General features: G+C 54.1%; 29 protein-coding genes, 1 tRNA gene and 1 pseudogene. 16 read left to right on the top strand and 15 right to left on the bottom strand.

The window, feature by feature from the left end; translation table 11 throughout:
- Positions 1 to 199: 199 nt before the first annotated feature.
- Positions 200 to 571 carry a hypothetical protein gene (locus tag P353_RS09575; protein WP_034368506.1) on the bottom strand — a complete coding sequence of 124 codons (372 nt, stop codon included), beginning with the start codon at positions 569 to 571 and terminating at the stop codon, positions 200 to 202.
- Positions 572 to 859: 288 nt separating this feature from the next.
- Entirely contained in the window at positions 860 to 1300 is a 441-nt protein-coding gene (locus tag P353_RS09570) for a hypothetical protein (RefSeq protein ID WP_157839586.1), read from the bottom strand.
- Between the two features lie 101 nt (positions 1301 to 1401).
- Here P353_RS09570 and P353_RS09565 point away from each other — a divergent pair, with 101 nt between their 5' ends.
- From P353_RS09565 to P353_RS09555, 3 genes are all read left to right on the top strand, one after another.
- A complete protein-coding gene (locus P353_RS09565) occupies positions 1402 to 2016 on the top strand; it encodes a hypothetical protein (protein ID WP_034368503.1) in 615 nt (204 codons plus the stop codon).
- Positions 2016 to 2681, top strand: a complete 666-nt coding sequence (locus P353_RS09560; protein WP_034368501.1) for an SOS response-associated peptidase — start codon at positions 2016 to 2018, stop codon at positions 2679 to 2681. The genes P353_RS09565 and P353_RS09560 overlap by 1 nt, the downstream gene beginning before the upstream one ends.
- A gap of 234 nt (positions 2682 to 2915) precedes the next feature.
- Positions 2916 to 3584 carry a hypothetical protein gene (locus tag P353_RS09555; protein WP_157839585.1) on the top strand — a complete coding sequence of 223 codons (669 nt, stop codon included), beginning with the start codon at positions 2916 to 2918 and terminating at the stop codon, positions 3582 to 3584.
- Positions 3585 to 3666: 82 nt separating this feature from the next.
- Here the strand turns inward: P353_RS09555 and P353_RS09550 are convergent, their stop codons facing one another.
- On the bottom strand, positions 3667 to 4164 hold the full coding sequence (locus tag P353_RS09550) for a thermonuclease family protein (RefSeq protein WP_034368496.1): 498 nt from the start codon (positions 4162 to 4164) through the stop codon (positions 3667 to 3669).
- A gap of 241 nt (positions 4165 to 4405) precedes the next feature.
- Here P353_RS09550 and P353_RS09545 point away from each other — a divergent pair.
- Positions 4406 to 4479: transfer RNA gene (locus tag P353_RS09545), tRNA-Gly, on the top strand.
- Positions 4480 to 4506: 27 nt separating this feature from the next.
- Here the strand turns inward: P353_RS09545 and P353_RS09540 are convergent.
- The gene (locus tag P353_RS09540) at positions 4507 to 5193 is read right to left on the bottom strand and encodes a site-specific integrase (protein ID WP_080750502.1); all 687 of its coding nucleotides are present in this window, start codon (positions 5191 to 5193) and stop codon (positions 4507 to 4509) included.
- A gap of 397 nt (positions 5194 to 5590) precedes the next feature.
- Between P353_RS09540 and P353_RS29190 the strand changes: the two genes are divergently transcribed.
- The 4 genes from P353_RS29190 (at position 5591) to P353_RS29520 (ending at position 7984) form a co-directional block, all read left to right on the top strand.
- Complete coding sequence (locus P353_RS29190; protein WP_157839584.1) at positions 5591 to 6013, top strand: hypothetical protein; 423 nt, start codon at positions 5591 to 5593, stop codon at positions 6011 to 6013.
- A gap of 20 nt (positions 6014 to 6033) precedes the next feature.
- Complete coding sequence (locus P353_RS09535; protein ID WP_034368493.1) at positions 6034 to 6510, top strand: helix-turn-helix domain-containing protein; 477 nt, start codon at positions 6034 to 6036, stop codon at positions 6508 to 6510.
- Positions 6511 to 6528: 18 nt separating this feature from the next.
- Positions 6529 to 7107 carry an RES family NAD+ phosphorylase gene (locus P353_RS09530; RefSeq protein WP_034368490.1) on the top strand — a complete coding sequence of 193 codons (579 nt, stop codon included), beginning with the start codon at positions 6529 to 6531 and terminating at the stop codon, positions 7105 to 7107.
- 688 nt (positions 7108 to 7795) lie between these two features.
- Positions 7796 to 7984 carry a hypothetical protein gene (locus P353_RS29520; protein ID WP_198529050.1) on the top strand — a complete coding sequence of 63 codons (189 nt, stop codon included), beginning with the start codon at positions 7796 to 7798 and terminating at the stop codon, positions 7982 to 7984.
- Positions 7985 to 9024: 1040 nt separating this feature from the next.
- On the opposite strand, the gene P353_RS29180 is transcribed toward P353_RS29520, so the two are convergent.
- The 3 genes from P353_RS29180 to P353_RS29170 all read right to left on the bottom strand — a co-directional run bounded on the left by P353_RS29180 (position 9025) and on the right by P353_RS29170 (position 9802).
- Positions 9025 to 9267 (bottom strand): hypothetical protein, encoded by a 243-nt coding sequence (locus tag P353_RS29180; protein WP_157839582.1) that lies wholly within the window; start codon positions 9265 to 9267, stop codon positions 9025 to 9027.
- 79 nt (positions 9268 to 9346) lie between these two features.
- A complete protein-coding gene (locus P353_RS29175) occupies positions 9347 to 9514 on the bottom strand; it encodes a hypothetical protein (protein WP_157839581.1) in 168 nt (55 codons plus the stop codon).
- 15 nt (positions 9515 to 9529) lie between these two features.
- Positions 9530 to 9802 carry a hypothetical protein gene (locus tag P353_RS29170; protein ID WP_157839580.1) on the bottom strand — a complete coding sequence of 91 codons (273 nt, stop codon included), beginning with the start codon at positions 9800 to 9802 and terminating at the stop codon, positions 9530 to 9532.
- Positions 9803 to 10255: 453 nt separating this feature from the next.
- Between P353_RS29170 and P353_RS09515 the strand changes: the two genes are divergently transcribed.
- The 3 genes and pseudogenes from P353_RS09515 (at position 10256) to P353_RS30165 (ending at position 11731) form a co-directional block, all read left to right on the top strand.
- Positions 10256 to 10777 carry a hypothetical protein gene (locus P353_RS09515; protein ID WP_232776387.1) on the top strand — a complete coding sequence of 174 codons (522 nt, stop codon included), beginning with the start codon at positions 10256 to 10258 and terminating at the stop codon, positions 10775 to 10777.
- 70 nt (positions 10778 to 10847) lie between these two features.
- A pseudogene (locus P353_RS30315) lies at positions 10848 to 11587 on the top strand (terminase gpA endonuclease subunit); the annotation flags it as partial.
- A gap of 15 nt (positions 11588 to 11602) precedes the next feature.
- Complete coding sequence (locus tag P353_RS30165; RefSeq protein WP_269799957.1) at positions 11603 to 11731, top strand: hypothetical protein; 129 nt, start codon at positions 11603 to 11605, stop codon at positions 11729 to 11731.
- Positions 11732 to 11897: 166 nt separating this feature from the next.
- Here P353_RS30165 and P353_RS09505 read toward each other — a convergent pair whose 3' ends face one another.
- Entirely contained in the window at positions 11898 to 12656 is a 759-nt protein-coding gene (locus P353_RS09505; RefSeq protein ID WP_157839579.1) for a hypothetical protein, read from the bottom strand.
- Between the two features lie 158 nt (positions 12657 to 12814).
- Here P353_RS09505 and P353_RS29165 point away from each other — a divergent pair, with 158 nt between their 5' ends.
- Complete coding sequence (locus P353_RS29165; RefSeq protein ID WP_157839578.1) at positions 12815 to 12970, top strand: hypothetical protein; 156 nt, start codon at positions 12815 to 12817, stop codon at positions 12968 to 12970.
- 50 nt (positions 12971 to 13020) lie between these two features.
- On the opposite strand, the gene P353_RS09500 is transcribed toward P353_RS29165, so the two are convergent.
- Both P353_RS09500 and P353_RS09495 read right to left on the bottom strand, forming a co-directional pair.
- Complete coding sequence (locus tag P353_RS09500) at positions 13021 to 13476, bottom strand: universal stress protein (RefSeq protein WP_034368481.1); 456 nt, start codon at positions 13474 to 13476, stop codon at positions 13021 to 13023.
- Between the two features lie 170 nt (positions 13477 to 13646).
- Complete coding sequence (locus P353_RS09495; protein WP_034368705.1) at positions 13647 to 14099, bottom strand: universal stress protein; 453 nt, start codon at positions 14097 to 14099, stop codon at positions 13647 to 13649.
- Between the two features lie 299 nt (positions 14100 to 14398).
- Here P353_RS09495 and P353_RS09490 point away from each other — a divergent pair, with 299 nt between their 5' ends.
- The 3 genes from P353_RS09490 (at position 14399) to P353_RS09480 (ending at position 15841) form a co-directional block, all read left to right on the top strand.
- Positions 14399 to 14704, top strand: a complete 306-nt coding sequence (locus P353_RS09490; protein WP_034368478.1) for a hypothetical protein — start codon at positions 14399 to 14401, stop codon at positions 14702 to 14704.
- A gap of 53 nt (positions 14705 to 14757) precedes the next feature.
- A complete protein-coding gene (locus P353_RS09485; RefSeq protein WP_034368475.1) occupies positions 14758 to 15315 on the top strand; it encodes a DUF1003 domain-containing protein in 558 nt (185 codons plus the stop codon).
- A 100-nt stretch (positions 15316 to 15415) separates the two neighbouring features.
- The gene (locus tag P353_RS09480) at positions 15416 to 15841 is read left to right on the top strand and encodes a hypothetical protein (RefSeq protein WP_034368473.1); all 426 of its coding nucleotides are present in this window, start codon (positions 15416 to 15418) and stop codon (positions 15839 to 15841) included.
- A 60-nt stretch (positions 15842 to 15901) separates the two neighbouring features.
- On the opposite strand, the gene P353_RS09475 is transcribed toward P353_RS09480, so the two are convergent.
- Positions 15902 to 16594, bottom strand: a complete 693-nt coding sequence (locus tag P353_RS09475) for a Rha family transcriptional regulator (protein WP_232776385.1) — start codon at positions 16592 to 16594, stop codon at positions 15902 to 15904.
- A gap of 430 nt (positions 16595 to 17024) precedes the next feature.
- On the opposite strand from P353_RS09475, the gene P353_RS29160 reads away from it, so the two are divergent.
- On the top strand, positions 17025 to 19139 hold the full coding sequence (locus P353_RS29160) for a hypothetical protein (RefSeq protein WP_157839577.1): 2115 nt from the start codon (positions 17025 to 17027) through the stop codon (positions 19137 to 19139).
- A gap of 350 nt (positions 19140 to 19489) precedes the next feature.
- Here the strand turns inward: P353_RS29160 and P353_RS09465 are convergent, their stop codons facing one another.
- From P353_RS09465 to P353_RS09450, 4 genes are all read right to left on the bottom strand, one after another.
- Positions 19490 to 20020 (bottom strand): hypothetical protein, encoded by a 531-nt coding sequence (locus P353_RS09465; RefSeq protein WP_034368468.1) that lies wholly within the window; start codon positions 20018 to 20020, stop codon positions 19490 to 19492.
- 328 nt (positions 20021 to 20348) lie between these two features.
- Positions 20349 to 20756, bottom strand: a complete 408-nt coding sequence (locus tag P353_RS09460; RefSeq protein WP_080750501.1) for a LexA family protein — start codon at positions 20754 to 20756, stop codon at positions 20349 to 20351.
- 180 nt (positions 20757 to 20936) lie between these two features.
- Complete coding sequence (locus P353_RS09455) at positions 20937 to 21611, bottom strand: dihydrodipicolinate reductase C-terminal domain-containing protein (RefSeq protein WP_034368466.1); 675 nt, start codon at positions 21609 to 21611, stop codon at positions 20937 to 20939.
- Between the two features lie 304 nt (positions 21612 to 21915).
- Positions 21916 to 22596, bottom strand: a complete 681-nt coding sequence (locus P353_RS09450; protein WP_034368464.1) for a hypothetical protein — start codon at positions 22594 to 22596, stop codon at positions 21916 to 21918.
- Positions 22597 to 23083 lie beyond the last annotated feature (487 nt).

Below are 23083 nucleotides of genomic sequence, written 5' to 3'. Positions count from 1 at the left end.
GATTGTCTCAGAGCAGGCCGCCAAGTCGCATTCGCACATGTGGAGCTGTATTCTGAGATCGTGCCGATTCCTTAGTTTCGGCGGAATGCTGCTCTGGATCACCCGTCTAAATCTGCATGTCAGCTGCAGATTGGAGCATTTGCTGAACAATGCTCCCTCAAGGCTGGCTAACCCTGTTCCGCCAATCAGTTAAGTAGCTTTAGTCCACTGGTGCCCCGATTCTTGTGCAGGATCTAATGAGCGCGTTGTAGCCTATTCCACTCATAGGCCCGCCCCACTGCTCAGGGTACTCGTTCATGTATTTTTCAACGATGGCAGCAAACTGCACCGTGTTAAGGCGCATCTGTGTAGTGCAATCGTGAATCTTTGCTGCTTTCGTCTTGTTAGTTGAGGCCAGAAGTGGCGCAAGCATGAAACCGTCAAACAACCCCTGAAGATAGTTCATTCGCAGGATCTTGTTGAGGCGCATATAGTCGTTTCCACTTACATATCCGCCCGGTATGTAGAGCGATTCTGCATGGCAGTTCAGGAATGCGGAAACAAAGAGCACACCTACGAGTAGCTGTTTCATTGCTTTTTCCTTATCGATTATTCGATATATATTTATTTTAGCTATTTGGTGGCTAATTGTCTCTTGGGTCTTGCGAGATCAAAAGGGGCAGGGGAGCGCACAGCGCTTGCCGGGCCGGGTCCGAAATACACAAGCCCGTCGTCAATGGTGACAACAAGCACCCATCCGGGGTGGACTGCTTCTGTGATGTAGTCGCTGGCGCTGCCAGGCAGGATGCGCACATTGGGGAGGCTATATCGACCGGGCGTGCGCAACAGGGTCGGGTATGTCTGCTCTGTCAGTAGTCGGTCAAGGCTGAGCATCTTCGGTGATCCACTTCTTCAGGAGTGCCACGGGGTCAGGGTGGAGCGCGTGGATTTTCATTGGGCAGACGTGGAGCAGAGATTCGTAAAACGCGCGAACCGAGGTGTCGAGCGTCGATACATCACCCTCATTTAGTCGATCTTCGGACCATCGCAACCAGCGCTCCAGCATTTCGTCTTTCACTTCGTCAGGGCTGAGCGTTGAGAGCACTTCGGCGTGGACGGGCGACCAGAAGTACTGGATGGCCCATCGGTGCATATTGGATTTGGTCAGTGCATAGGTCAGGCGGACGCGCCCCAGCATCATGGTGTCAATGTCGGCGGTGATGGTTGCAGCCGACTCGCGGCCAGCCGGAGGCAGAGTCTTAAGCGCAGCCCCCAGCTCCGGTCCGGTCACACGCCCAAGACATCCGTTGGTCGATGACATTTCAAGCCCCTTTGTCTAAAAATGCTGTTTATTTATACAGTAAATTTGAAAGCAAAGCTGATCTGGAGTCCAATGGAGGGCCAGGTTAAAGGAGGTCCCCCATGACCGATTCCGAAGAAGATTTCGACGATGACGACGATGTTGGGGAGTTCGGGGATGTGGAGCGGGAGCTATTCAGCTCTCTGATACCGCAGCCCAATTCCAATGTGGCAGTGTTGAACGCTCTGGCTACTCAGGTTGGCCTTATCGGCCAAGGTGAGTGGATCACCGAGGAGATGCGAAAGTTTGCGGGCGCGATCATCGAGCGCTGCGCCCGAAATGCGTACAAGGCCGTGGAGGTGGGGGAGGTTCCACAGGAGTACATCGAGCGTGAGATGCTGCCTGAACCCCTGGAAGAAATCAGGAATTCAGACAGCTACACCATCTCAAGATCCAAAGTCGCATTGCTGAATGGACTTGCAGCGGATGCCGGCCTCATCGAGCAAGGGGCTTGGATCACACAAGAGTTGCGTCGGTTTTCCGGCGCGGTCATCAAGCGCTGTGCCTGGCACGCGAGACTTGCCCTGCTGGTTGATGAATCCCCGGGCGAATGTGTCCAGCGCGACATGAAGCTGGAGTCTCTGGAGGAGGCGCGGCAGGTCATGGCCGATTATCGGCACGAGCTTGACGAGGAGCTTCAGTACGCTGGCGGCGGCAACATCAACGATGGCGACTGATGTGCAACCGCTATAACACCCCTACAGAGATCGAGATAGAGCGTCACTTTCGTATTGGCCGGGAATCTCCAGGCTGGTGGAAGGATGAGCGTCTCGAGATCTTTCCTCGAGCGCCTGGCCCGTTTCTGCGCCGCGCGGTCGATGACCCGGGCTACAGCATCGAGGGCGTGGCGGGCCAGTGGGGGCTGATCCCCTGGTTTGCGAAAGAACGTACTCTGAAGTACAGCACCAACAATGCGCGGTCAGAGGAGCTGGCAGACAAGCCAAGCTACAAGGCGCCCTGGGCGCGCGGCCAGCGCTGCATCATTCCCGCCTGGAGCTTTGATGAGCCGTGCTGGGAGACTGGCAAAAACGTGTGGTGGAGGTTTCGCCGGACCGATGGCGCGCCGTGGGCGCTGGCCGGGCTGTGGAATCGCTGGAATGATCCAGCTTTAGGCGAGCTCGTGGAGAGCTACACCATGCTGACCATCAATGCAGACTCACATCCCCTGATGAGTCGCATGCACAAGCCAGATCCCAAGCTGCCGGCGGACCAGCAGGACAAGCGGAGCGTGATTGCGATCGAGATGCAAGACATTGATCAGTGGCTTGCGGGCACGATGCGGGAGGTGGGGCAACTGCTGAGATTGTCACCTGTGAATGTGTTTGATGCCGAGCCTGTCTAGTTTCGGGTTCGTGTCGATCGGTTGAATCTACAGCCACAAGCTGTCATTGGCACATTGATCTTCTGCGCTAGTCACATGCACATGAGCTAGCTAGTCACATGCACATGAGCTAAAAATTTTATGGCTTGTCGAAACACTACAAAGCCAAGTTTGCTATCAATTTGATAGACTCATAGAGTATTCTGCGAGCTAGACATGCTTGTCGCATGTTTTCTAAATCTTGTTAGACAACATATGCAGATTCAGCGCCAAAACTTTGCTCGTATAGGAACCCTCACACATCTCTTCGCTGATGCTTGCGAACGAGGCTACGACCAATTCATCGATTTAAGCGAGAAGATCAAAGTCTTTGAGCCATCCGATTACGCCCCTGAGCACGTCGAAGCCGAACGCTTGAGAGATATAGCAGGGCTGCAGACGATTGTTTTTTCCGGAATGTGCTTTGAGTCAGCCATTTATGAGTACGCGGCAGACCACCTTGGTGATGCATATGTCAAAGAACACTTGGATAAGCTTGACGTCCTCTCAAAGTGGGTCATCGTTATGCGGCTTGTTGCAGGATACGAATTCCAAAAAGATCTGGCTCCATACTCGGCGCTAAAAGGACTCGTTTCAGCCAGAAACAGACTAGTGCACAGCAAATCTGAACCTTATAACTTCGCAAACCCTCGTGATCAGTTAGATAGGCTTATGGCTGAAGAGCAGAAGTTAGTTTTGTCGGTTCACAACGCCTATCGCGCCATCCCACTAATTTCGCTGGAGCTTGAATCTGCCCTTGGTTCTTTAAACAATCCTCTCCCGTCGTTTGATCCTGAGGTTTGTCCTGCACTTGTGATCCCCAAGAACCTCCAGCAAACGATTGCGGACTGTCGATCGATTCTGTCGAAGGCAAAAAAATCCTAACCATGCCATCGAGAGGACTAGCCTCGGCAAGCTGAGTCGGGCCTTTCACGTCAAACGCAAGCGAATGCCTGGAGTAGGTCGTTTACGGACTTAGGTTTTGCCGAGGCTCGCGTAAGGCTTTGCGCCAATCCCATAGCGCGATTGGCTCTGGGTCTCGCCAAAGTCCAACGTTTCGAGCCTTGGCCTCTTGGTCTGCAAACTCGTATTGCCCGCGCACCTGCGGTGACTGTTCGCGGGCATAGGCGCGATACCACCAGGCCATGCCTTGCGTGATCATGGCCAGACCTGTATCGAGTGTGCGCGGACCGCTGGGTGCTGACGCTGGAACTACCCAAACTGAGCAGACTTGTCGCTTATACCGGTCTGTCTTGGTGCAGCGCAGCTCAGCCTCTTTCTGAAATGTCAGCTCGGCCAGTGCTTGGCGGGCGCGCTCCCCAAATGGCTGCTTGCGCTCAGGGGCGTCGATGCCCTGCAGCCTAACTTTGATCTGTTCATATTGACCTGGCTCGCCACATCGAGCGGTTAGGGTGTCGCCGTCGGAGATGCCGACGACAAGGCAGAGAAGCGAAATGGCGATCATTCGGCACTATAGAGGCAACGGGCATCTCGCCCGAGTGCTCGGTTGCAAGGATTTCAGCACCGGCGTTCACGAGTCCTAACGGTGGAAAAACCTATACTGAAACCTATACCAGTTGGTAAAGTGCAAGCGTGCTTCATTAGGTTACGTTGTGCTAAAATTTTTCGATGCACTAAATTGTTTTTCCTAGTGAAGACAACGATTTGCGGCAGATTTTGCAATGAAATCATGCAGTTATCAGTGTGCGGGCGTCGTTCAATGGTAGGACTCTTGCTTCCCAAGCAAATAACGTGGGTTCGATTCCCATCGCCCGCTCCAGCTTTACTCTTCTAAAACAAAGACTTATCACGATCTTTGTTTTTTCGGGGGAGTTCCTGGGGAGTTTTGTCCGATGAAGGACTCCAGCTTCGCCTGCTCTATATCCCCCTGACCGTCGTCCAGCCACTTGGAATAGACGTTCAAAAACATCTCCACAGAATGTCCCATCTGCTTGGCTGCATAGGCCGGCGTGGCTCCTGCCATGAGCAGCATCGTCGCATAGGTGTGGCGCATATGGTTGGGCGGGCGGTAACGAATGCCCAGCGCCTTGAACATCGGCACCCAGAAGGGGTTGCGAAACCGCTTGTCGTCTGCCCATGGCTCGCCATGCGTCGGGTCAGCGAAGATCGTTTGTGAATCCTTGGGTGCGGCCTGGTTCATGACGTCGCTGGCCATGCTGCCGAGTTGCGCCCTGGGCGTCTGCTCCTTCTGCCTTTCCAGCGCATCCAGGGCCCGGCTGTTCAGGCTGACCAGGCGGGCCTTGTTGGTCTTGGTCTGCTTGCGCAGGCCCTTGACAACCGCCTCGTGGATCAGCACCTGCTTCTTGTTCCAGTCGATGCTGTGCCAGCGCAGGGCCACCATCTCGCTGGTGCGCAGGCCTGAGAAGAATCGAAACGTGATCAGATTGGCGACCGTGGGCGCAAACTTGGCGCGTGCGTAGTCGATGATCTTCTCGACAGGGTTGGTTGTCGCGCGTGGTGACGCGAACGGCATGTGTGCCGAAGTTGAAAGAAGTGATGTCAGCCATGACGGCCTCCGAAGGTTGTGTGCTTTGCTACAACCACCGCAGCTCGCTTCCCAACAAATGGCGGTGACTCGAAGGGGTAGGAAGACCGGACAACCCTGCGGCAAACCGGCGAGCCTCGCGGCTCCCCCTCCGAGCCACCATAAAACTGGGGCCACAGACGACAAAGCCGCACGACTGCGGTTCAGGTGCGGCTTTGTTGTTACCGCAAGATTGTTTCGGGCTTCCCAACCCGATCACGCTTTACTGGCGTGACGGGTTGGAGTGTAGCGCTACTCGCCTAGGTTTGCAAAGTGTTCCAATTTTTCCAACTTAACGAGATTGACGATCTTCGCGAGGTTTGCCACAATGGTGCCACCTCAACTCATGGCGCAAGCCGTCACCCACCTCTGTTTTGAACCCAACACCATGACAGCCGAAGCACTATCACCATCACCAAATCCTGCGGAGAGCTTGCGCGAGCGGCTTATTCGTAAAGGAGTAATTACTCCAGAAGCTTCTGATGAAGTTAATCAAAGGGCAGCCAATGTTGTCAATCGAGTAATTATTGTAGGAAATTTGGGAATAGGTTTTTACTCGGAAATAAATAGAATCTGCGAGATAGTCAATAGAGTATTTAAGACGATAAATAAATCGCTGCAAAGCGCTTTATTAAGTCTTGCAGAGAAAAAGATCAATAAACTGATTTTCTCTTTTGAAAATTGCTTTTTAAAACTCAATGAGGGTTTTGAAATAGTTAGACATAGTTTCTTTTTTGCCTTCAAGGTAGATAAAAAAAATACGCCATGAATATGGCAGAAGGAAGTTGAATGTTAACTAACTCTTTAACTCATCTTTCTGCTTTTCCAGAGGCAGATACCAAGGGAAGGACAACGGCAAAAGCTGATCCTTATGCCACTGCTGCGCAATCGGCTGCAGTGTTGCGCTCAGGCGCGGAGTTCCGTAAGAATCGGATCGCTGCTGCCGACATGCTGACAACTGACGAGGCTGCAGAGCTGGCCGGTGTATCGCGTGTAACGATCAATGCTTGGATCAAGCAAGGTCGCTGCATCGGCATCTCCAACCTGCGTCGTGGTTTCAAGCTGCCCAAGTGGCAATTTGAACCTCATGTCTTCGAGTTGATTCAGCCGCTGTTTGAAGCGCTGGGCACTACGGATAGCTGGAGCTTGTTGGCATTCCTTGAAAACTCACAAGAGGCACTTGACCGTCGCACACCTTTGGTGGCGCTGGCACAGGGTGAATCTGCTGAGCGTATCTTGCAACTGGCCATGGCAGAAGGACATTGATAAAAATGACCTTCAAAAATGACAATTTCGGTAGATCAGGTTCCAAAAATTGAATTGCCCGCAGGGCAGGTTTTCCATCGCGTTCAACGTATTAAGGCGCGAAAGGGTAGCAATAGTATTAATCGCATGATTCTTCCTCCGGCAGGAATCAAAGCAGGGCGGTTTTGTCTGGCAACTGGGGTGACGGCGTATCTGGCAGATAGTGCGGAGACGGCGTTGTATGAGGCAGTTTTCAGACGTGAACTTAAAACCTTCGTAGCTTTGGAGGATTTGCGATTAAAAGCGTTGAGTACTTTTGTTTCCAAGAAGCCTTTACGACTGGTGGATCTACGAGGCCTTGAGGAGCAGTACCCGGTTCTGCAGTCGCAGCGTATTCAGCATACGCAGGCGCTGGCTGAGGAGTGTTTTGGTGGTGGTTACGACGGCATCTTGTATGCGTCGGCGCAGCACCCTCAGCATGAGTGCGTCTGTTTGTTCGAGTCAGGAGCCAGGCGGCTGAGTTTTATGCAGACGCTGCCTTTGGTGAAGCCGGACACGAACATCTTGCTGCAGGTGGTGATCGAGGCCGCAAGACGTTCAGGTGTGGAAATTACCTGAAGCTAAAAAGCCCGCGAGGTCTGGAACCTTGCGGGCTTTTGTTTGGGTAGTGACTTCTCAATTTGTGAGCGCGCTGCGCTTGCTCTATCTGCATTTGAAAGTAGTTTGATGCTGATAGCTTTGCTGGGCTGGCGGTAGCTGCTTTGCTTTCCATAGCACATAGCAGGCGGCTGCGCTGGCGGTCGTTGTGTTGCAGCTCGTGCAGCACGGTGTCGATTGGATGCATTGGCAGGGGGCTGGTGTAAATAGTTGGTTCCATCAAAGCCCATTTCCAAGGCCTGTGGAGCGTTCCACACGATGCCCACGATCAAGCTGCTGCCGCAGTTCAGAACCAGGGTGCACCCGGCGTGGCCTCGACAAACAGGGGCAGGTGGGCCGCTTTGCCGGCGCGTAACCGGTGCATCTGCATGCGTGCAGGGTGCTTGCTACGAGCCTTGGATATGGATGGCGAGTGCCGTGGTCTTCCAAAAACTAGAAAACCCGCGTGATGCGGGTCTTCTAGTTGATGGTCAAGGGTCAGTGCATTTGCTCTTGAATTTGCGTCAACGGTTGTGAGCCTGGTTGACGTTTATTGCATTTGCATTGCTGCTGACTGAAATTTGGATTTCTGAGCGGCTGCCCCATTTGCATGGGCCAGTAGAAGCGCCAAAAACGAGTTTCGTTGACCGTTTGGGTGGTACCAATCTTCATGGAGATCAGCGAAATAGTCGTCACCCCTGCTGGGCAGGATTTTTCTGCTCTTGTGCAGGCTTCTGGCCAGGCTGTTGCGGGTTTGGGGTTTGCTGCTGAGCTTGCTTGTCTTTTTGCTGTTGATCCGCAGGCGACTGGCCTTGCTGGTTTGCAGTGCTTTGTGGGTTGGTTTGTTGAGTCATGGTGAACATTCCTTGAGGTTGAGAGCAGATCGGAAAGACCTGCTTTGGATCCAGGGACACTTTGAAAGGAGCCACGTTGTGGAGATTCTTTGTGGAGCGATGTCCTGGTGGGTAGTGCTCACGACAGACCGTCTGTTAGCACCGCTGATGCGACATCTTTTTAGGTGACATCGCTGTGAAGTTCCCGTTGTCTTTGGATCAAGACTGGCTGTTGACGCTCCAGATCTTTTTTTTCTTCGTCTGTGGGAGTTTTGTTCTCCTGATGATCTGGCTGGCTGCTTCTATTGCTGATGCCTCTGAAGGTCTTTTTTATGGAGCACAAAAAACCTTGGCATTGCGAATTTAGGTAGGACATAAGGCCTCCTTGTTTGGCGTTGAGTCCTTGATTAATTATTGTTCTGAAGGTGTTTTTATTGTTTTGTGAACTTGGGAGTGTTTTATGGTTTTTCTAGAGAACTCATCAAATTTCGCTATCTCGCTCTCTGCATCGTCATTCGACGACACAGTGAAGTATTTGTCGGTAATAAGGTAGTCGTCTATATCCAAGAGATGTGGTCTGTATACCTTGAATAAATGTGTGTATTTATTGATGAGGGGCATAAAGACCTCTGGTATTTCTGGAAAGCCCTGACTGACTCCCATAGATAAACCATACGCCTCTTTCACCAATAAAACTGTTTTCAGACGAAAAATTACATTAATTGAGGCTGTGTCAAGTAGCAAATAAATGGCTTGGAGCTAGCGTGCAAAAGACTTTATTGCTATCACTGCGTGAGTGATTCACACAAAGTGTTGTTGTGAAAACTTTATAAATATGGGTATATTCGAAGAAATTAATTAACTTCAGAAATTACCCCAAATAGGAGCTATGCCGGTAGATGAAAACTATTGTGGAAGTTCGTTTGAAGGGATACCGCATCCTCTATTTGGATGCCTGAATGGCTGCAGCGTTGAGAAGAGAGGGCTGCGCCAGTTGAAGCAACCTGCAGGTCAAACTATCGTGCAACTAGCGGTGCAGAGTGATAGGCGAACGGGCTCGGAAGCCTTATTCAGTGGCGTTGCTACGTTGTGCCTGACGAGATTTTTTGATGCGCACTTGTGTTTTTTCGTGTTCGTTTTGACGCAATCTGGCTTCGTAAACCGCTGGGCAATAGACAAAGTCGCCAGTAGGCACTGCAGTGCTATCAACTTCATGAAGGACAGGATTGTTTTCAGATGAGGGATTTTTGATTACGCTTAACATATAGGCCTTTAATTTAGCAGGGGAATTATTGATGTCCACCGCCATGCATAGTACTCCTTTTTCGATTTAAAGCCACCTGTAGGGTTCTGAAGGGTCGATCGAGGGGAGGGATAGTCGAATTAGCTTAAGCATCACGATTAATTTGATGCTCTTTTTCGGTTACAGGTTCCTGCAATTGAGTATTCGTTTCTTCCTCTTCTGGCAGGCCTGGAAAAGCTCTCGCCCAAGGAAATAACACATGTATGAGATTCGACCAAAGTTCTTGGGCTTTGGGTAGTGGTTGTGCGAACATATAAATTTCCTTTCGCTATTCGCTCAGAAATCTCTTTCCCACTATTTTCACTTTCCCTGAAGAGGCTTTAGGTGATGGGATCCTTTTTGCAACGATGTCGCTCAAAATAAAGCGTCCCTTTTTGATGGGGTGAACAGGCGTGTGGGAATAGTCGTCATGGGAGGCCGAATGACTATCGACGTCTGGAAGCCCGGTTTTATGGGTGCGGGCATTGAAACCCTTTTTAACTGTGGCTTTCATAAAAGCCTCCGATTCAATAAAGCACTCAGAAATGACTGCTTTCTTCACAATACTCTCTTTTTCTGGCAGAAATCGATTTTGAACCAAAACTAACAGAATTTCGGTTGTCTAGATCTCGGAGAGCAGGGCCACTCGCTCGGTGCTGCAGCTCGTGCAGCACGGTGTCTATCGGATGCATCGGCAGGAGATCCCCAAGCCCAGGTGGCCCGGCTCGGCAAAGCCGTGGTCAAACGCTTCTGCGGCGCTGCGGGCAATGTGGTGGATGGGCGCGCCGCATCGTGGCCCGCATGGAGGGTGGCGACACCAGCATCTCGTACTACGCCGGCAAGTCCGCACGCATGGCCCTGGGCCTAGAGGTGAAGGTTTGATGCGCTGCACAAAAAATAGGCTGAGTGAGGGGCGCGGGTCCTTCCGGCGGGTCTCTGAAGAGAGTAATTCAAGCCGCATTGTCGGACTGTTGCGTGAGTTTCCTAAGGGGGCTAACGAAAGGTTCTGCCTTATTTGGATGCTATCGTTTCGCAAGCAGAGTTTGCGCAGATGGTGGGTGTCAGCGAAGCAAGCATCAGCAGGCGCATGAGCGAAGGCGTGCTGACTTGTGGTGAAAACGTCCACGCCTGGCTGGTGGGCTACTGCGAGCACCTGCGCGACCAGGCGGCGGGCCGTGTCGGAGAGACCCTGGGCCTCGACCTAGTGCAAGAATGCGCCGACCTGGCCAAGGCCCAGCGCGAGGCGCAGGATCTGAAGAACGCCGTCGCCCGTGGCGAGTACGCGCCCCTTGGCATTCTGGCCGACGTGCTAGGACTGGCCAGCTCGGCCATTGTCGATCACATGGACCAGTTCGAAGGCCAGGTCCGCAAGGCCTGCCTGGATCTGCCGCAAGAGGTGCTGCTGATCGTGCTGCGCATCATGGCCGATGCGCGACGGATGGCTCCGCTCCACCTCCCAACTGGTCAACAAAGAGGTCGAAGCCATGGCGCAGTTCGACGCAGACGAGACCGCAGCATTGGATATCAGAGCAGGTAGCGTTTAGGAGGGCAACGCCGCACGAGCGCACACCTCAGCCCCGAAGCCATGGCTACCATCCAGGCCGCCAATGCGCTGCCCGCATTGCCTGGAGAGCATCACCCAGGCCGACCACCTGCCCGGCGGCTGGCCGCTCACCGGCACCTGGGTCTGCAAAAAGACCGGTCGCCGCTACGGCGCAGACCGAATCTGGCACGATGCTGCGGGCCAGCCCTGCCGCCCGCCGCGCACCCTGGGCGTGCATGTCTGGGCTGCCTACAGTTCCCAGCGCACCTGGGTCAGCATCGTCGAAGAATTCGAGCAGGCCCACCGCGCCCTGCAGGCTGGCGACGTAGGGCCCATGACCGGCTTTACCAACGAAACCCTGGGCGAGAGCTGGGTGCTCAAAGGCGACAGCAGCGACGAACACGCCCTACAGGCCCGGGCCGAAGACTATCCCCCCTGGGCCGCGTGCCCGCTGGCGCGCTGCTGTTCACCGCCGGGGTTGACGTGCAGCGTGACCGGTGGGCTGTCGCCCACCAGGTCATTCAGGGCAACACCGCCAGCGAGGCCGACTGGGAGCCCGTCACCCAATACCTGCAGCAGCGCTACGTGCAGGCCTGGCACGGCGGCAGCCTGGGGCTGTCTGCTATCAGCATCGACTCGTCCGACCAGACCCAGGCCGTCTACAACTGGGTGCGCAGCGCGCAAGGGTAGCTTGCCGGCCTGCGCGCCATCAAGGGCGATAACAACGACAACCGCAACATCGTCGGCCCCAGCAGCCTGCAAGAGGTCAACTACCGCGGCCGCAAGATATCGCACGGCATCAAGCTCTGGCTGGTAGGCGTGGACAGCGCCAAAGACTTGCTGCTGGCCCAGCTCGCCGCACTGGCCACGGCCTGCACCCAGCGCCTCACCCAACGCGCTCAGCACCGCGAAAAGCAGGCCGCTAGGTCAAACCGTCCCGCCACGTAACCCGTACCCAGCCTGCCGCCTGGCACGCTGATGATGACCTTCAAGTAATCAATTTTTATAGCCGCTACCGCTTGATGGATAAGTGCTAGAGCCTGATTTGGCTTGAATTTCTCGGCGCAATGAAAAAGCCCCTGCTAGCATTGGCTGGCACGGGCTTTTTGTGTCTTCACTGCCAATTAACTGGTGCATGACGGTTGACGAGCGCAGTCACGAAATGCTCCAAAACATAGTCCTCAGTCAACTGCCAGTTCCAGCGGGCTAGCCAGCTCATAGCGAATGCTTTGATTTGCGAATAGGCGTAGTAGATGCCAAAGAAGATGACGTAGAGGCCAATTGCTATCCCTAGAAGATTGATCAGATAACCGCCAAAGCTATCGTGGGCCATGAACTCCAGGATACTTGGCAGTTCTATGTCTGTGGTGCGGCTGACCAATGCGACAAACAGCGCAAGAGATGCCAGGGTGATGGAGATCAAGCGGGCCTTGGAATCAGGGTCATAGACCAAGCGCCAGTAATTGATCTTCGGAGGGGAAAAGCGTATCTGGTTGGTTCTAAGGTCCGCAATTTCTTTGACAACAGCGGCAAAATTGCCTGCGGGCTTTTGTGTGATGTGCTGCAAGTGCATACATTGCACTTCTTTCAGGTGAGTCTTGGGGTTTTCCTCACGCAGCTTGAAGTACCTTTTTTGCCTTTTCCATTTGAAGTTTTCAATCCAGAGGCTGGAAAGGATGAAAAGCACTTCGGCCGTGTACATGGGGATCATCCAAGGCCAAGTACGAAACCAGACCAAAGTACCGATAAAGGTGAAGAACGCAATTCCTGTGATGAGCCAGCAGGCCCATCGTAGGCTCAATAGCTTGGGGTAGAACTTTCGGCCCTCGAAGGTGTGAAAGTACTTCGCAGCCATTTCATGGTATTTTTCCACGCCGGTTCCCTCTATATTGTTTTATGCTCTTAAGTATCTTAGCTTTGCTATCAATTTAATTGTTGATGTCATTGCTGCATAAGCCCGAAACAAGGCAGAACGAATTTAGAGAACTAGTTTCTCTGGATTGTTTCTAGCGCCCCGCCGACCATCGGCGCATGATTCTCTACAGCCACCTCACCACCGAACAGCTCACCGCCCGGCGCGACAGTTATATGGCCGCCATCGATCCGCGCCTGCTGGCTAAGGCGCGGGCATTGTTAGCCAGCTTGTCGGCTTGGTCGAGCGCCGAGACGCCCAGGTCAACGCCCTGAAAGGGCAGGTGCAGGTCGATCGGCAGTTGCTGGCGACCTACTGACCAGGCTCACTCTTTGACCACAGGCCTGTGCACCAGCACCGGAATGTGGCTGTTCACCAGCACGCGCTGGGTTTCGCTGCCCAGCAGAATGCCGGCAATGCCCTTGCGGCCGTGCGACGCCATGCAGATCAGGTCGCAGTGGCTTTCCTCGGCTTGATGGATGATGGCCTTGTGCACCGAGGCGTTCATGGCTCGTGCCGTCCTGCAATCCACCCCCTCGGCCCTGGCAATGTCCTGCACCGCCTGCAACACCTTGTCGGCCGTTCTTTCGGCGTCCTTGTTCAGGTCGCTGGTGTTGTAAGTCATCATCGCCTCGCCGCTGTACATCAAGGCGGCATAGTCCGGCATCACATATAGCACCGTCACCTGGGAGTCTTGCTCCTTGGCAAACTGCATGCCCGCACGCAGCGCGGCTTCGGAGAGTTTCGAGCCGTCTGTCGGAATCAGAATGTGCTTGAACATTTTCAGCCTCCTTGCGCGCCAGCGCCTGTGGGGTTGCCACGCAATCCGAACGATTGCCAAACCCATACTCACACTCCGGGATGGCTAATGCAACACCCAGAAGTAGGTATTCCGGCGGTTTTTTTGATGGGCAAGCAAAGGCCTGAAATTCAGTGGAAATCGGCTCTGACCTAATTGGCCACCGGCCTGTGCACCAGCACCGGAATGCCGCTGTTCACCAGCACGCGCTGGGTTTCGCTGCCCAGCAAAATGCCGGCAAGGCCCTTGCGACCGTGGGACGCCATGCAGATCAGGTCGCAGTGGCTGTCCTTGGCCTGCTGGATGATGGCCTGGTGCACTGAAAAGTTCATCGTCCGCTCCAACTTGCAGTCCACTCCCTCGGCCTTGGCAATGTCCTGCACCGCCTTTAGCACCGTGTCGGCCGTTAGCTCGGCGTCCCGGCGCATCTCGCTGGGGTTGTAGGCCACCATCCCCTCGCCGCTATACATCAGGGCCGAATAGTCCGGCATCACATAAAGCACCGTCACCTCGGAGCCTTGCTCCTTGGCCAGTTGCATGCCCGCACGCAGCGCGGCTTCGGAGAGTTTCGAGCCGTCTGTCGGAATCAGAATGTGCTTGAACATATCCATCCTCCTTGCGCGCCAGCGCCTGTATGGGTGCCACGCAATCCGAACGATTGCCAAGTCATCCTCACACTCCAAGGTAGCTAGTGCAATACCCATAGTGAATATTCAAGAGGGCAGAAGGGATGCCCCTTAAGCGCGGGGCAGAGCCGACTTAAAGTGATCAGGGTGCTATGGAGTCTTTGCATTCATCCCGGCAAGCTGTGTCGATTCAGGCGCCGGTTCTCCTGTGATGACAAGCGGTTGTTGCGTACTTATGGGGCATTTCCAGATACGCATCGCTCTTTAGGAAGGTCGCTATGACTACATCTGCTGAGGCAGCATTTCGGGAAGTTTCCTCGATGCTTGATGCCTGTAAGAAAGAGCGCGACAGTATGCCTGCTGTACTTGTCGCTGAGTCTATTGGCTTTAGAAGAGATAAGAATGCAGACCCGCAGGTGATCGTCAGTTTGGTGTTTGAAGATGACGCCGGCAGCTCGGTGACTCTTACCGAGCGTCGGCACGACCCTTCCGGATCGCTTCAGAACCTGCCCGACATTCATCGCCTGCGCCTGGTTCTGAATGTGGGTGACGATTCTTCGGTGTGGTGCATGGTCGAGTACTAGGGTCGGCTCGCCGATGGATGATCGCTTCAGGCTTCGAACATCAAGGAGTTCCCATGCTCAACACGGACACCGTTGCCAAGAGGTTGCTCGGAGTCTCCGCAGATACCCTGGACGCCAGAGCGCTCAAGGTCGCCCAGCACATTGCCCGGCGCAAACACATCTCGCGCAATGTGGCGCAGGAGCTGGAGCAAACGCCGCCCACCTTCGGGCAGCGCGCGGCAGATGCCGTTGCAACGTTTGGCGGGTCCTGGGCCTTTGTGATCCTATTTGGCGCAACGATGGTGGTATGGGTTGGCCTCAACACGCTGCTTCTTTGGGCGCGCGGCTCCACCTTCGATCCGTACCCCTACATTCTGCTGAACCTGTTTCTGTCCATGCTGGCCGCCATACAGGCGCCCATCATTCTCATGTCGCAAAACCGCCAGGCAGAAAAAGACCGCATCCGTGGCGAGCACGACTACGAAGTCAACCTCAAGGCGGAGCTGGAGATCATGCTGCTGCACGAAAAAATAGACGAGCTGCAGAAAACGCAGTGGGGTGAGCTCATCGCCATCCAGAGCGAACAGCTGCAGCTGCTGCGCCGGCTGGCGGACGGGCAGCGGCCCGTTTAACCGCGCAGGCTTTGTGCATGGTGCTCTCGCATCCGCTGTGAAGATCGGTATTGGCGGCTAGGGCGGTAGTACGATTCACCAATAACAACTTGGAGAGGGTATGGGCAAATCGACGTATCGCGCATTGGTGATTGCTTCGCTGGGCATCCCAATCCTCGGAATGCTGGCGGAATATGGCTTCGATCTGGTGCCCCATGAGCTGACAGATCTTTCCCAGAGCCTCTTGATGCAGTCAGAGGTCGCCCCCATGGACTGGCTTTTCTTGCTGGCGTTTTCGGTGGTCTTGGTGCTCTGCCTCATTGCTTTCTACGGCATGCTCCGGTTCAGAGCATGGGCACCTCGGTTTACCCTGTGGTCTTCTGTTGCGACCTGGGTTGTCGCCTGTTTCAGCCCGCCCATCATCCTGTCCGGTCTGGGGCACTCTACGTCGACCTTGGGTTGTGTACTCTTTGGAGCGGTGCTTGCCTTGCCGTACTACTCTCCCGAAGTGCGAGAGCTGTTCTGGCCTTCCACGCCAGAGGACTGAGCAAAAGCCCCTGCTAGGGGCTTTTTGTAGGGCACAGCGCTTCGGGCTATCAAAAGCAGCCTATCGGAACGTCATGCGCAGCAGGCCTTCATCGGGCGCAGTGGGCTGCTTGGCTGGCAGGGCCGGTGCAGACGCGCGGCGCTGGCCGGGGGAATTACCGGGGTAGATCGGCAGCGTCACCTGCTTTTCGCGGTGCTGGGCGCGCTGGGTCAGTCGCTGGGTGCAGGCCGTTGCCAGCGTGGCCAGCTGCGCGTCGGTCGCGCTCATGATATCGCCGTCGGCAATGCGCTGCGGCAGGCTGCTGAAGGACACCACCATCTGGTCGGTCGCAATCGGCTGGGCGTGGGGCAGGGTGGCGCGGCCCTGGCTGTCGTAATTCAGGTTCAGCAGATAGCGGCTGTGCTGCCACTCATCTGCATCGCCCTGCATCACCGCATTGAACACCGTGCGGTGCACCTGCGCCGCGGCCTCTGCGGCCAGAGAAAAGGCCAGCTCCATGCGCTGCGTGTCCGCAGGCTGGTGCAGCGCAGCTTCCATACGGTTAAAGGCGTCGATATAGGCGACCTTCCAGCGTTGTGCCTCTTTGCCGGTAAAGCCCATGGCCAGCAGCGTAAAGCCGTCGCGGGTCAGACGGTAGGCGGGGTAGGTTTGTCCGTTTTGCTCGTCGGTGACTGAGGTCTCCGCAAAATTGCGGACACCCCCCTTCGGGCAACTGCGCGCAGAGATTGCGAATGCCGCGCAACACGTCGTCATGGCGTTTGCCAAAGTGGCTAGCTAGATCGGTGCTGAGTGTGGTGGGGATGCCGTCAACGATGGTGACGGTGGGAGAGATAGCCAGTGCGGGCTGAGACATGGTGCTGCTCCTGTTCGAGACTTTTGAAGCCTTATCGCAGCGTTCTTACGCACTGCAATAAGGCGGCCGGGAGGTTAAGAACCTGGGAACAGCCAGGCGGACTTCTTCCCCTTGCGGGTCTTGTATCCGTCGCCCTCCCGGCCATAAATCAACCGTCTGCAAGAGTGCAGGCGTGCAATGTCCGGGCGCAAAAAAACCGCCAACTGTCGGGTGCGGTTCTTCCGCTGTTCCTTAGGAGTTCTTACGCTCCACCTCTTGCGAGGTATGTCAAGTATAGCGGGTGCGCTTTGGCTGGCAAGTGTTGGAATGTGTATCTGCGACTCAGATAACATGCTGCGTCAACAAAAAGCATATGTAGAGGGAGTGACTGTGGCGCAGGAAAAACCAGAGAAGCCGTTTGGCCGTAGTTTGAGTGATTTTGGGCGTCTCAAACTTGGTGAGCAAAAGCTGCTGGATGCCTGTAGATTTGGGAATGAAGCTATCCTTGGTTACGACGGTGTACCTACTCTAGCTAAAAATAATAGAGTCGTACGTGCTGAGTTTTTGCGCTTCTTACTATTGGGAGGCGATGAAAAGGCGCCTATCCACGAGAGAGGCGTGGCTTTACGCGGAGCTTTTTTGTTGGGTGACCTTGATTTGAGTGGTGGTTATATAAAATTCAAGGTTAGCCTGAAATCTTGCCGTATTGGTAATCAGTTCATTGCAACGAATACTCAATTTGATGGAGATATTGATCTTGAAGGCAGCTATCTTGGTAAAGGTCTTCAAGCAAACTTTTTGTACTGTACGAAAAGTGTATTTTTAGGAAATGGATTTAGATCGGCGGCTGAAGTTCAGTTCAGAGGTGCTCGTATTGGCGGTGATTTTAACTGCCGAGGAGGGCAGTTAAACGCTGATAAGGGCGTATCGCTACGTGCACAGGGTATGGATATTTTTGGTAATGCGATATTTGACGATGGCTTCGTTGCCACTGGTGAAGTTCAGCTTATGGACGCCCAGATTAGATGTAACTTGGACTTTAGCAGTGGGCAATTAAAAAATGATTTTGGAGCGGCATTGTGTGCGGATCGTATAAATGTCCAGGGTAGTATTTTTTTTAGAAATGGATTTAAGGCTTCAGGTGTCGTCCGGTTGCTGGGAGCGCAGATTGGTAGTAACTTGGATTGCGGTCGTGGGAACTTCGACGGGATGGCAGATTACGCTATTGACGCTGATCGAATTAATGTAAACGGCAGTGTTTTCTTAAAGTCATCATTCAAAGCCTTTGGTACAGTTAACTTCAACGGTGCAAAAATTGGCTGCAACTTTGACTGTACCGGTGCTCACTTCAAAGTGCAAAGTGGTTTTGCATTATGTGTCGGTAGGAGTATTATCAATGGGAGTGTTTTTTTAAACCATGGATTTAGTGCGAGTGGCACCGTACATATGCTGGGAACATGCATCGGAGGCAATCTAAGTTGCATTAAAGGGGATTTCAAGGCGCACAAAGGTTTTTCTTTAAACATAGAGACCATAGTTGTTAAAGGCGCTTGGCAAATGAGAGAGGGTCTCACTCCAGTACTTGTGAATGCATTGCATGCGGAAGTGGCTGTACTAGATGATGATGTAAATTCATGGGCTAAAGGTAGTGTTCTTGATGGTTTTTTGTACAAATCTATTGCCGGCTCTAATCAAGATTTAGGTGAAAAACGCTTGGCATGGTTGCGTAATCAGTATCCGGATCACTTAAGTAATCAGAAATTCCGGCCACGATCATGGCGTCATCTACAGCGTATTTTGCGGGAGATGGGGTATGTAGAGGATGCAAAAAAGGTAGGTGTTGCCTTAGAAGAGAAGTTATACGAAATTGGGCGCAGAGGGCAATTTTTATGGCCTAAACGCGTGCGTGAAATACGTGAGTTTTTAGAGGGTGGAATGACTTTCTTGACGCACCGCGTATTTGGACTATTTGTTGGTTACGGTTATCGTCCTTTTCGCTTGGTGACCTGGATGTTGTCTGTATGGGTTATTTGTGGGGTGCTGTATTGCATTTTTGCTCTGCCGCAATTTAATGCGATAGCTCCCTCTGATCCATTGGTTTTCCAGAATCCTATTTATGGCGAATGTCAGCCCATTCAAAATAAGAAATTTGAAAAATCTGAGAAGGCCGGGGTGAAGTACGCATGGACCAGTTGCTCCAAGCTCCCCGGCGAGTATTCAACATTTAGTCCATTATTTTATTCTTTAGACTTGTTGTTGCCCGTTGTGGATTTAGGGCAGGAGAATGCTTGGGGAGCTTATATACCATCGTCCACAGACGATATGGTTGAGAAGCCAATCTGGAATCTGCGCTGGGGCTATGCAGTGCGTTTACTTGCTTGGTTTGAGACGCTTTTTGGTTGGATGAGTAGCTTGCTGTTGGTTGCCATTATCTCGGGATTTTCGCGCCGCAACGATGAGGAATAGCGTAACGCTTGGTTGTGAGCGACGACGCTGACTGGCCTACGAGGTGTGTCCACTGTCGTAGTGGCCTATTTAGGCATGCTCAAGTAGGACGGGAAAACTCTGGATGAACTTAAGCGGGCCGAGGCCTGCAATTTCATCTAGCTCAGTTGGTCGCAAAGCAGTACATCAGACCGGTGCTGCCGCTCTGCTGGAGTTGCTACACGCCGCAGCCGCGCGTGTCGTGCGATGTTGGGCAACTCTAATAAACCAAAGAAAAAGGCAATGTAGAGAGCTACATTGCCTTTTTTCGTGAGTGGGCGCTTTTTGGGGCACTAATCAGATTTCAACGGCGACCGCGGGCTGCGCCGTCTCTACCTGCTGCCGGGTTGGGCGCTTTGCGATAGCGCCGCTTGTTGCTGATTGGCAATGAGCTGGGCGGCTAAATGGCTTCTAAGCACTTGCTCCAGCGCGGGCGAGGGCGTCTCGGGGTCTGGGGTCTTGCCAAAGGCAATCAGATTTCTGGTGAGCTGCACCGGCGTCATCAAAATTCCCCAAGGCAGGCCCCACCAGCCCAGGAACAATGAAAAGACCGTGTCTCCGATTTTTTGTTTGGTACCGCATCGTGCACAAGCCACCAGCGGCCGGCTGGACCACGACGTCATCATGACGACGGAATACACGCGGTAAGAGGTATGCACATCCACCGGGCCGGGGCCATCACACTTGGGGCAGTTGCCTCTGTGAACCCGAAAAATATGGGCCTTCACATCGGCGGGGAAGAGCTGGCTCGCAGCGTCGGAAAGTAGCCCTTGGTGCAGGCATTTCTCATTGCAGTAGCGACGGTCGCCGTCTCGCTTTCCGCCAAAAAGAATTCTGGTATGGCAGTACGCGCATGAAGCCATTCAATCTCTCTCAGTGTTGTTATCGCGCCTGATTAAACCAAATATCGCTGGCGATCACTCATCTAAATTCAGAAGGAATGAGTCGTGTATCAAATGCGCCTAACTCGTGAGAGCGAAGGCATGTGGAGTTTGTTTTTCATCAAGAGGTCAGAACGAACTCAGGATGAATCATTGAATTGAGCGCGGCCTGGTGCTCAAGCAAGGCGCGGGCCGAGACCCGCGCTTTCACCCCGATCAGTTGGTCGCGAAGCAGTACATCAGCCCGGCGCAGCCGCTTTGTTGGAGCTGGTCGGTGCTGAAGCCGCGCGTGCCATCAGGGCAAATTGCATCATGCAAAGCGCTTGATGCAGCTGGTGACGACGCCCCAGATCTCCAGGGTCTGTCCTTCCTGCGGCACGACGTCGGGGTAGGTGGGGGCGCCCGCCTTGAGCTTGCAAGTGTCGCCATTGCTGTCCAGCACTCTGATGACGAGCTCGCGCTCGACAACCGCCACGACGATGCTGCCATCGCGGGCGCGCAGCTCCCTGTCCACCACGACGATGTCGCCGTCATCGATGCCGTGTTCCTGCATGGACGGGCCGGCCACGCGCAGCAGGAATGTGGCCTTGGGGTGCGTGACCAGCAGGTCTGTAATATCCAGCCGCTTGCCTGCGAAGTCATTGGCGGGCGAGCCTGCGCGCGCGCTGCGATCAGCCAACGGCAAAGTAACCGGGGACGCGATCAGTTGGACGGGCATACCACTCATAAGGCGATGACTGTGCATATGTACAGTGTAGCGGTTGATGGGGTTCAGATGTCATGAATCCACGTTGATGTCGCATGCTTTCCACCCGATCTAGCACCTGGCCAGCCTGCGGTAGTGAACTGGCTGCGGTCGGGTCGGGCGCGGTTGTCAGAAGTTCGTGCCTGAGAGCGTTCAGAGCCACCGCTTCTCGATGAACTCGGTAATCGAGTAAACCCGATTTAGTAGCTTTTGCTCAATCACTGCACTTACGATTTGCTGTACGCCATGAGCGTAGGGAGAGTCGCCAACTACTCTCGATTCCATCGCGATCTGGCACGAACCATCATTGATTCTGATTTGATGGAAGGCATGCCGCCCCAGATGTTCTTCTTGAATTTTGAACTCACCTGTTTGGGTGGCTGTATCACGAACTGAAGCAATCTTGTCTATGGAAAGGCTCAATGCGTTGGCAATAGCAACAGCGGTGCCTGGGACAGACTTTTTAGATGCCTGGTGAGATTCCGTTAGCTGTATGTCATAGCCACTGAACAAACTGCCTGAGCATTCCAACATATGCATAAATTTGAGCATGAGGATGTTGGTGTTGGGGCATAGCACAACAGGAAAGCAGACATCAACGGACTCAATCGCGGAACCGGTGGACAGTTCAATCAGAACGGAGGATGTGCGTGAACAGAAAGTGGAAATTGTCTGCAGCTCTCGTCCAGAGCCTGCATGAATAACTATGCTTCGTTCATTTGAAGTCGGCTGGCTATGCCAGGGCAAAATTGTTTGTCTCTGGTTAGAAGTGAGAGATGTCAACAATTCAGAACCAAGTTTTCCTGTGCCGGCTACAAAGACTTGCATGAAATAGATCTACCCGTTCAACCACCATTGATGTAGTGCATCGTATCGTGAAAACGATAAAGCGAATCATCGCAAGGGCCGATGACAGTCTTTGGCTTTGCTGAGGGCTGTGTTGACGACCAGGCAGAGTAGGGTGGCCGTGAGCACCGAAGCGTCAGGGGCGTTTAGGGCGAGCGCCGGCTTGCCATCAAATTGGGCAGCGATATCGGTGTGTGGGGAACGTGGCGATCTTCATGTCGTGTTCAAACAGGGCAAGGAAGCCCTGCTTGAACTTGCGCGGCCGAGGCTCGCGCCTTAATCCCTGTCAGTTGGTGGCAAAGCAGTACATCAGCCCGGCGCTGCCGCTCTGTTTGAGCTGGTCGACGCTGCAGCCGCGCGTGCCGTGCGACGAGTTCCACGAGGCATTGGCCACAGGGTCGGGGTTGGTGCCCTTGTGGTCGTGGTGGCCCACGATGGCAGAGCCGCCGTCGCTCTTGGTCCAGTTGCCGCAGGTGGTGTCCTTGCCGGGCTCGGGCACGGCCAAGGTGCCGTCAGGGCGCGAGCCGGTCAGGATGTCGTGGCGGTTGACCTCATCTCCAAAGCCCGAGACGACTTCGCCCTTCTCGGTCAGCGAGGTGTCCTTGCCGACCTTGGCATTGGCGCTGTGCAGGTCGGCCACGCTGGTGGCAATGACCACGCCCTTGGCATTGGGCCACGGCCCGTTGCCGATGCGGTCGCGCGCGTTGATAGCGGGTTGCCCATTCAGCGCCGCATTGCTCAGGTAGGCGCGCCAGGTCTTGTTGCCGGCGCCCACGCTGGCGGCCAGAGACTGGCAGTAGCGGTCGGCCCCGGCCAGCCCGCCCAGGTCGCCGCCCTTGCCGGGGTTGGTGCTGGTGATGAAAAAGCTCATGGGGTTGCCGCCTGACGGCCCCATGGCGCCGCAACCAACAATCAGTGCGGCAGCAGCAAGGGCGGTGCTGGCAGATAGAACCAAACGACGGGACATGGCAGGCTCCTGAGCAATAGTGGAGCACGCAGGCTAACGCAAGGTTGTGTCAGCGGCAATATGGGTGGGGCTGCAGGCTGGGCTAGGAGCAGTGGGATGTCTGTAGATGAGGCAGTGGACTAGCACTGCTTCAATCAAATATCCAGAAATAAGCACCCGCAGCAGCACATGCCAAAGCCATCACCAAGAAGACCCAGTGCAAGCCTGGAATTCCGTCAGCCCCGGTGTACTTTTGAGAGCGAGAAGTCCCTTGTTCTCGTACCGACAAGGGGTCGGCGCCCACAGCTCTGCCTGACGCAGAGGAAACCGCCCAAACTCGATGATTCGCCGAATGGCGAAACTGAAATGCGTCGTAGGCTAAGTAGCCAAAAAAGGCGGCGAGCGCAAAGAGCCAAAGCGGTGACATTCAAAGCATCGGTTGTTATGGAGGGCACATAATTATTGGCTCAATCCTTAAGAAATATGGCAGAGTCTGGCTTCACACAGT

Source organism: Comamonas testosteroni (assembly GCF_000761245.1).
GTDB lineage: Bacteria > Pseudomonadota > Gammaproteobacteria > Burkholderiales > Burkholderiaceae_C > Comamonas > Comamonas testosteroni_C.
This window is presented reverse-complemented; position numbering and strand designations above follow the sequence as displayed.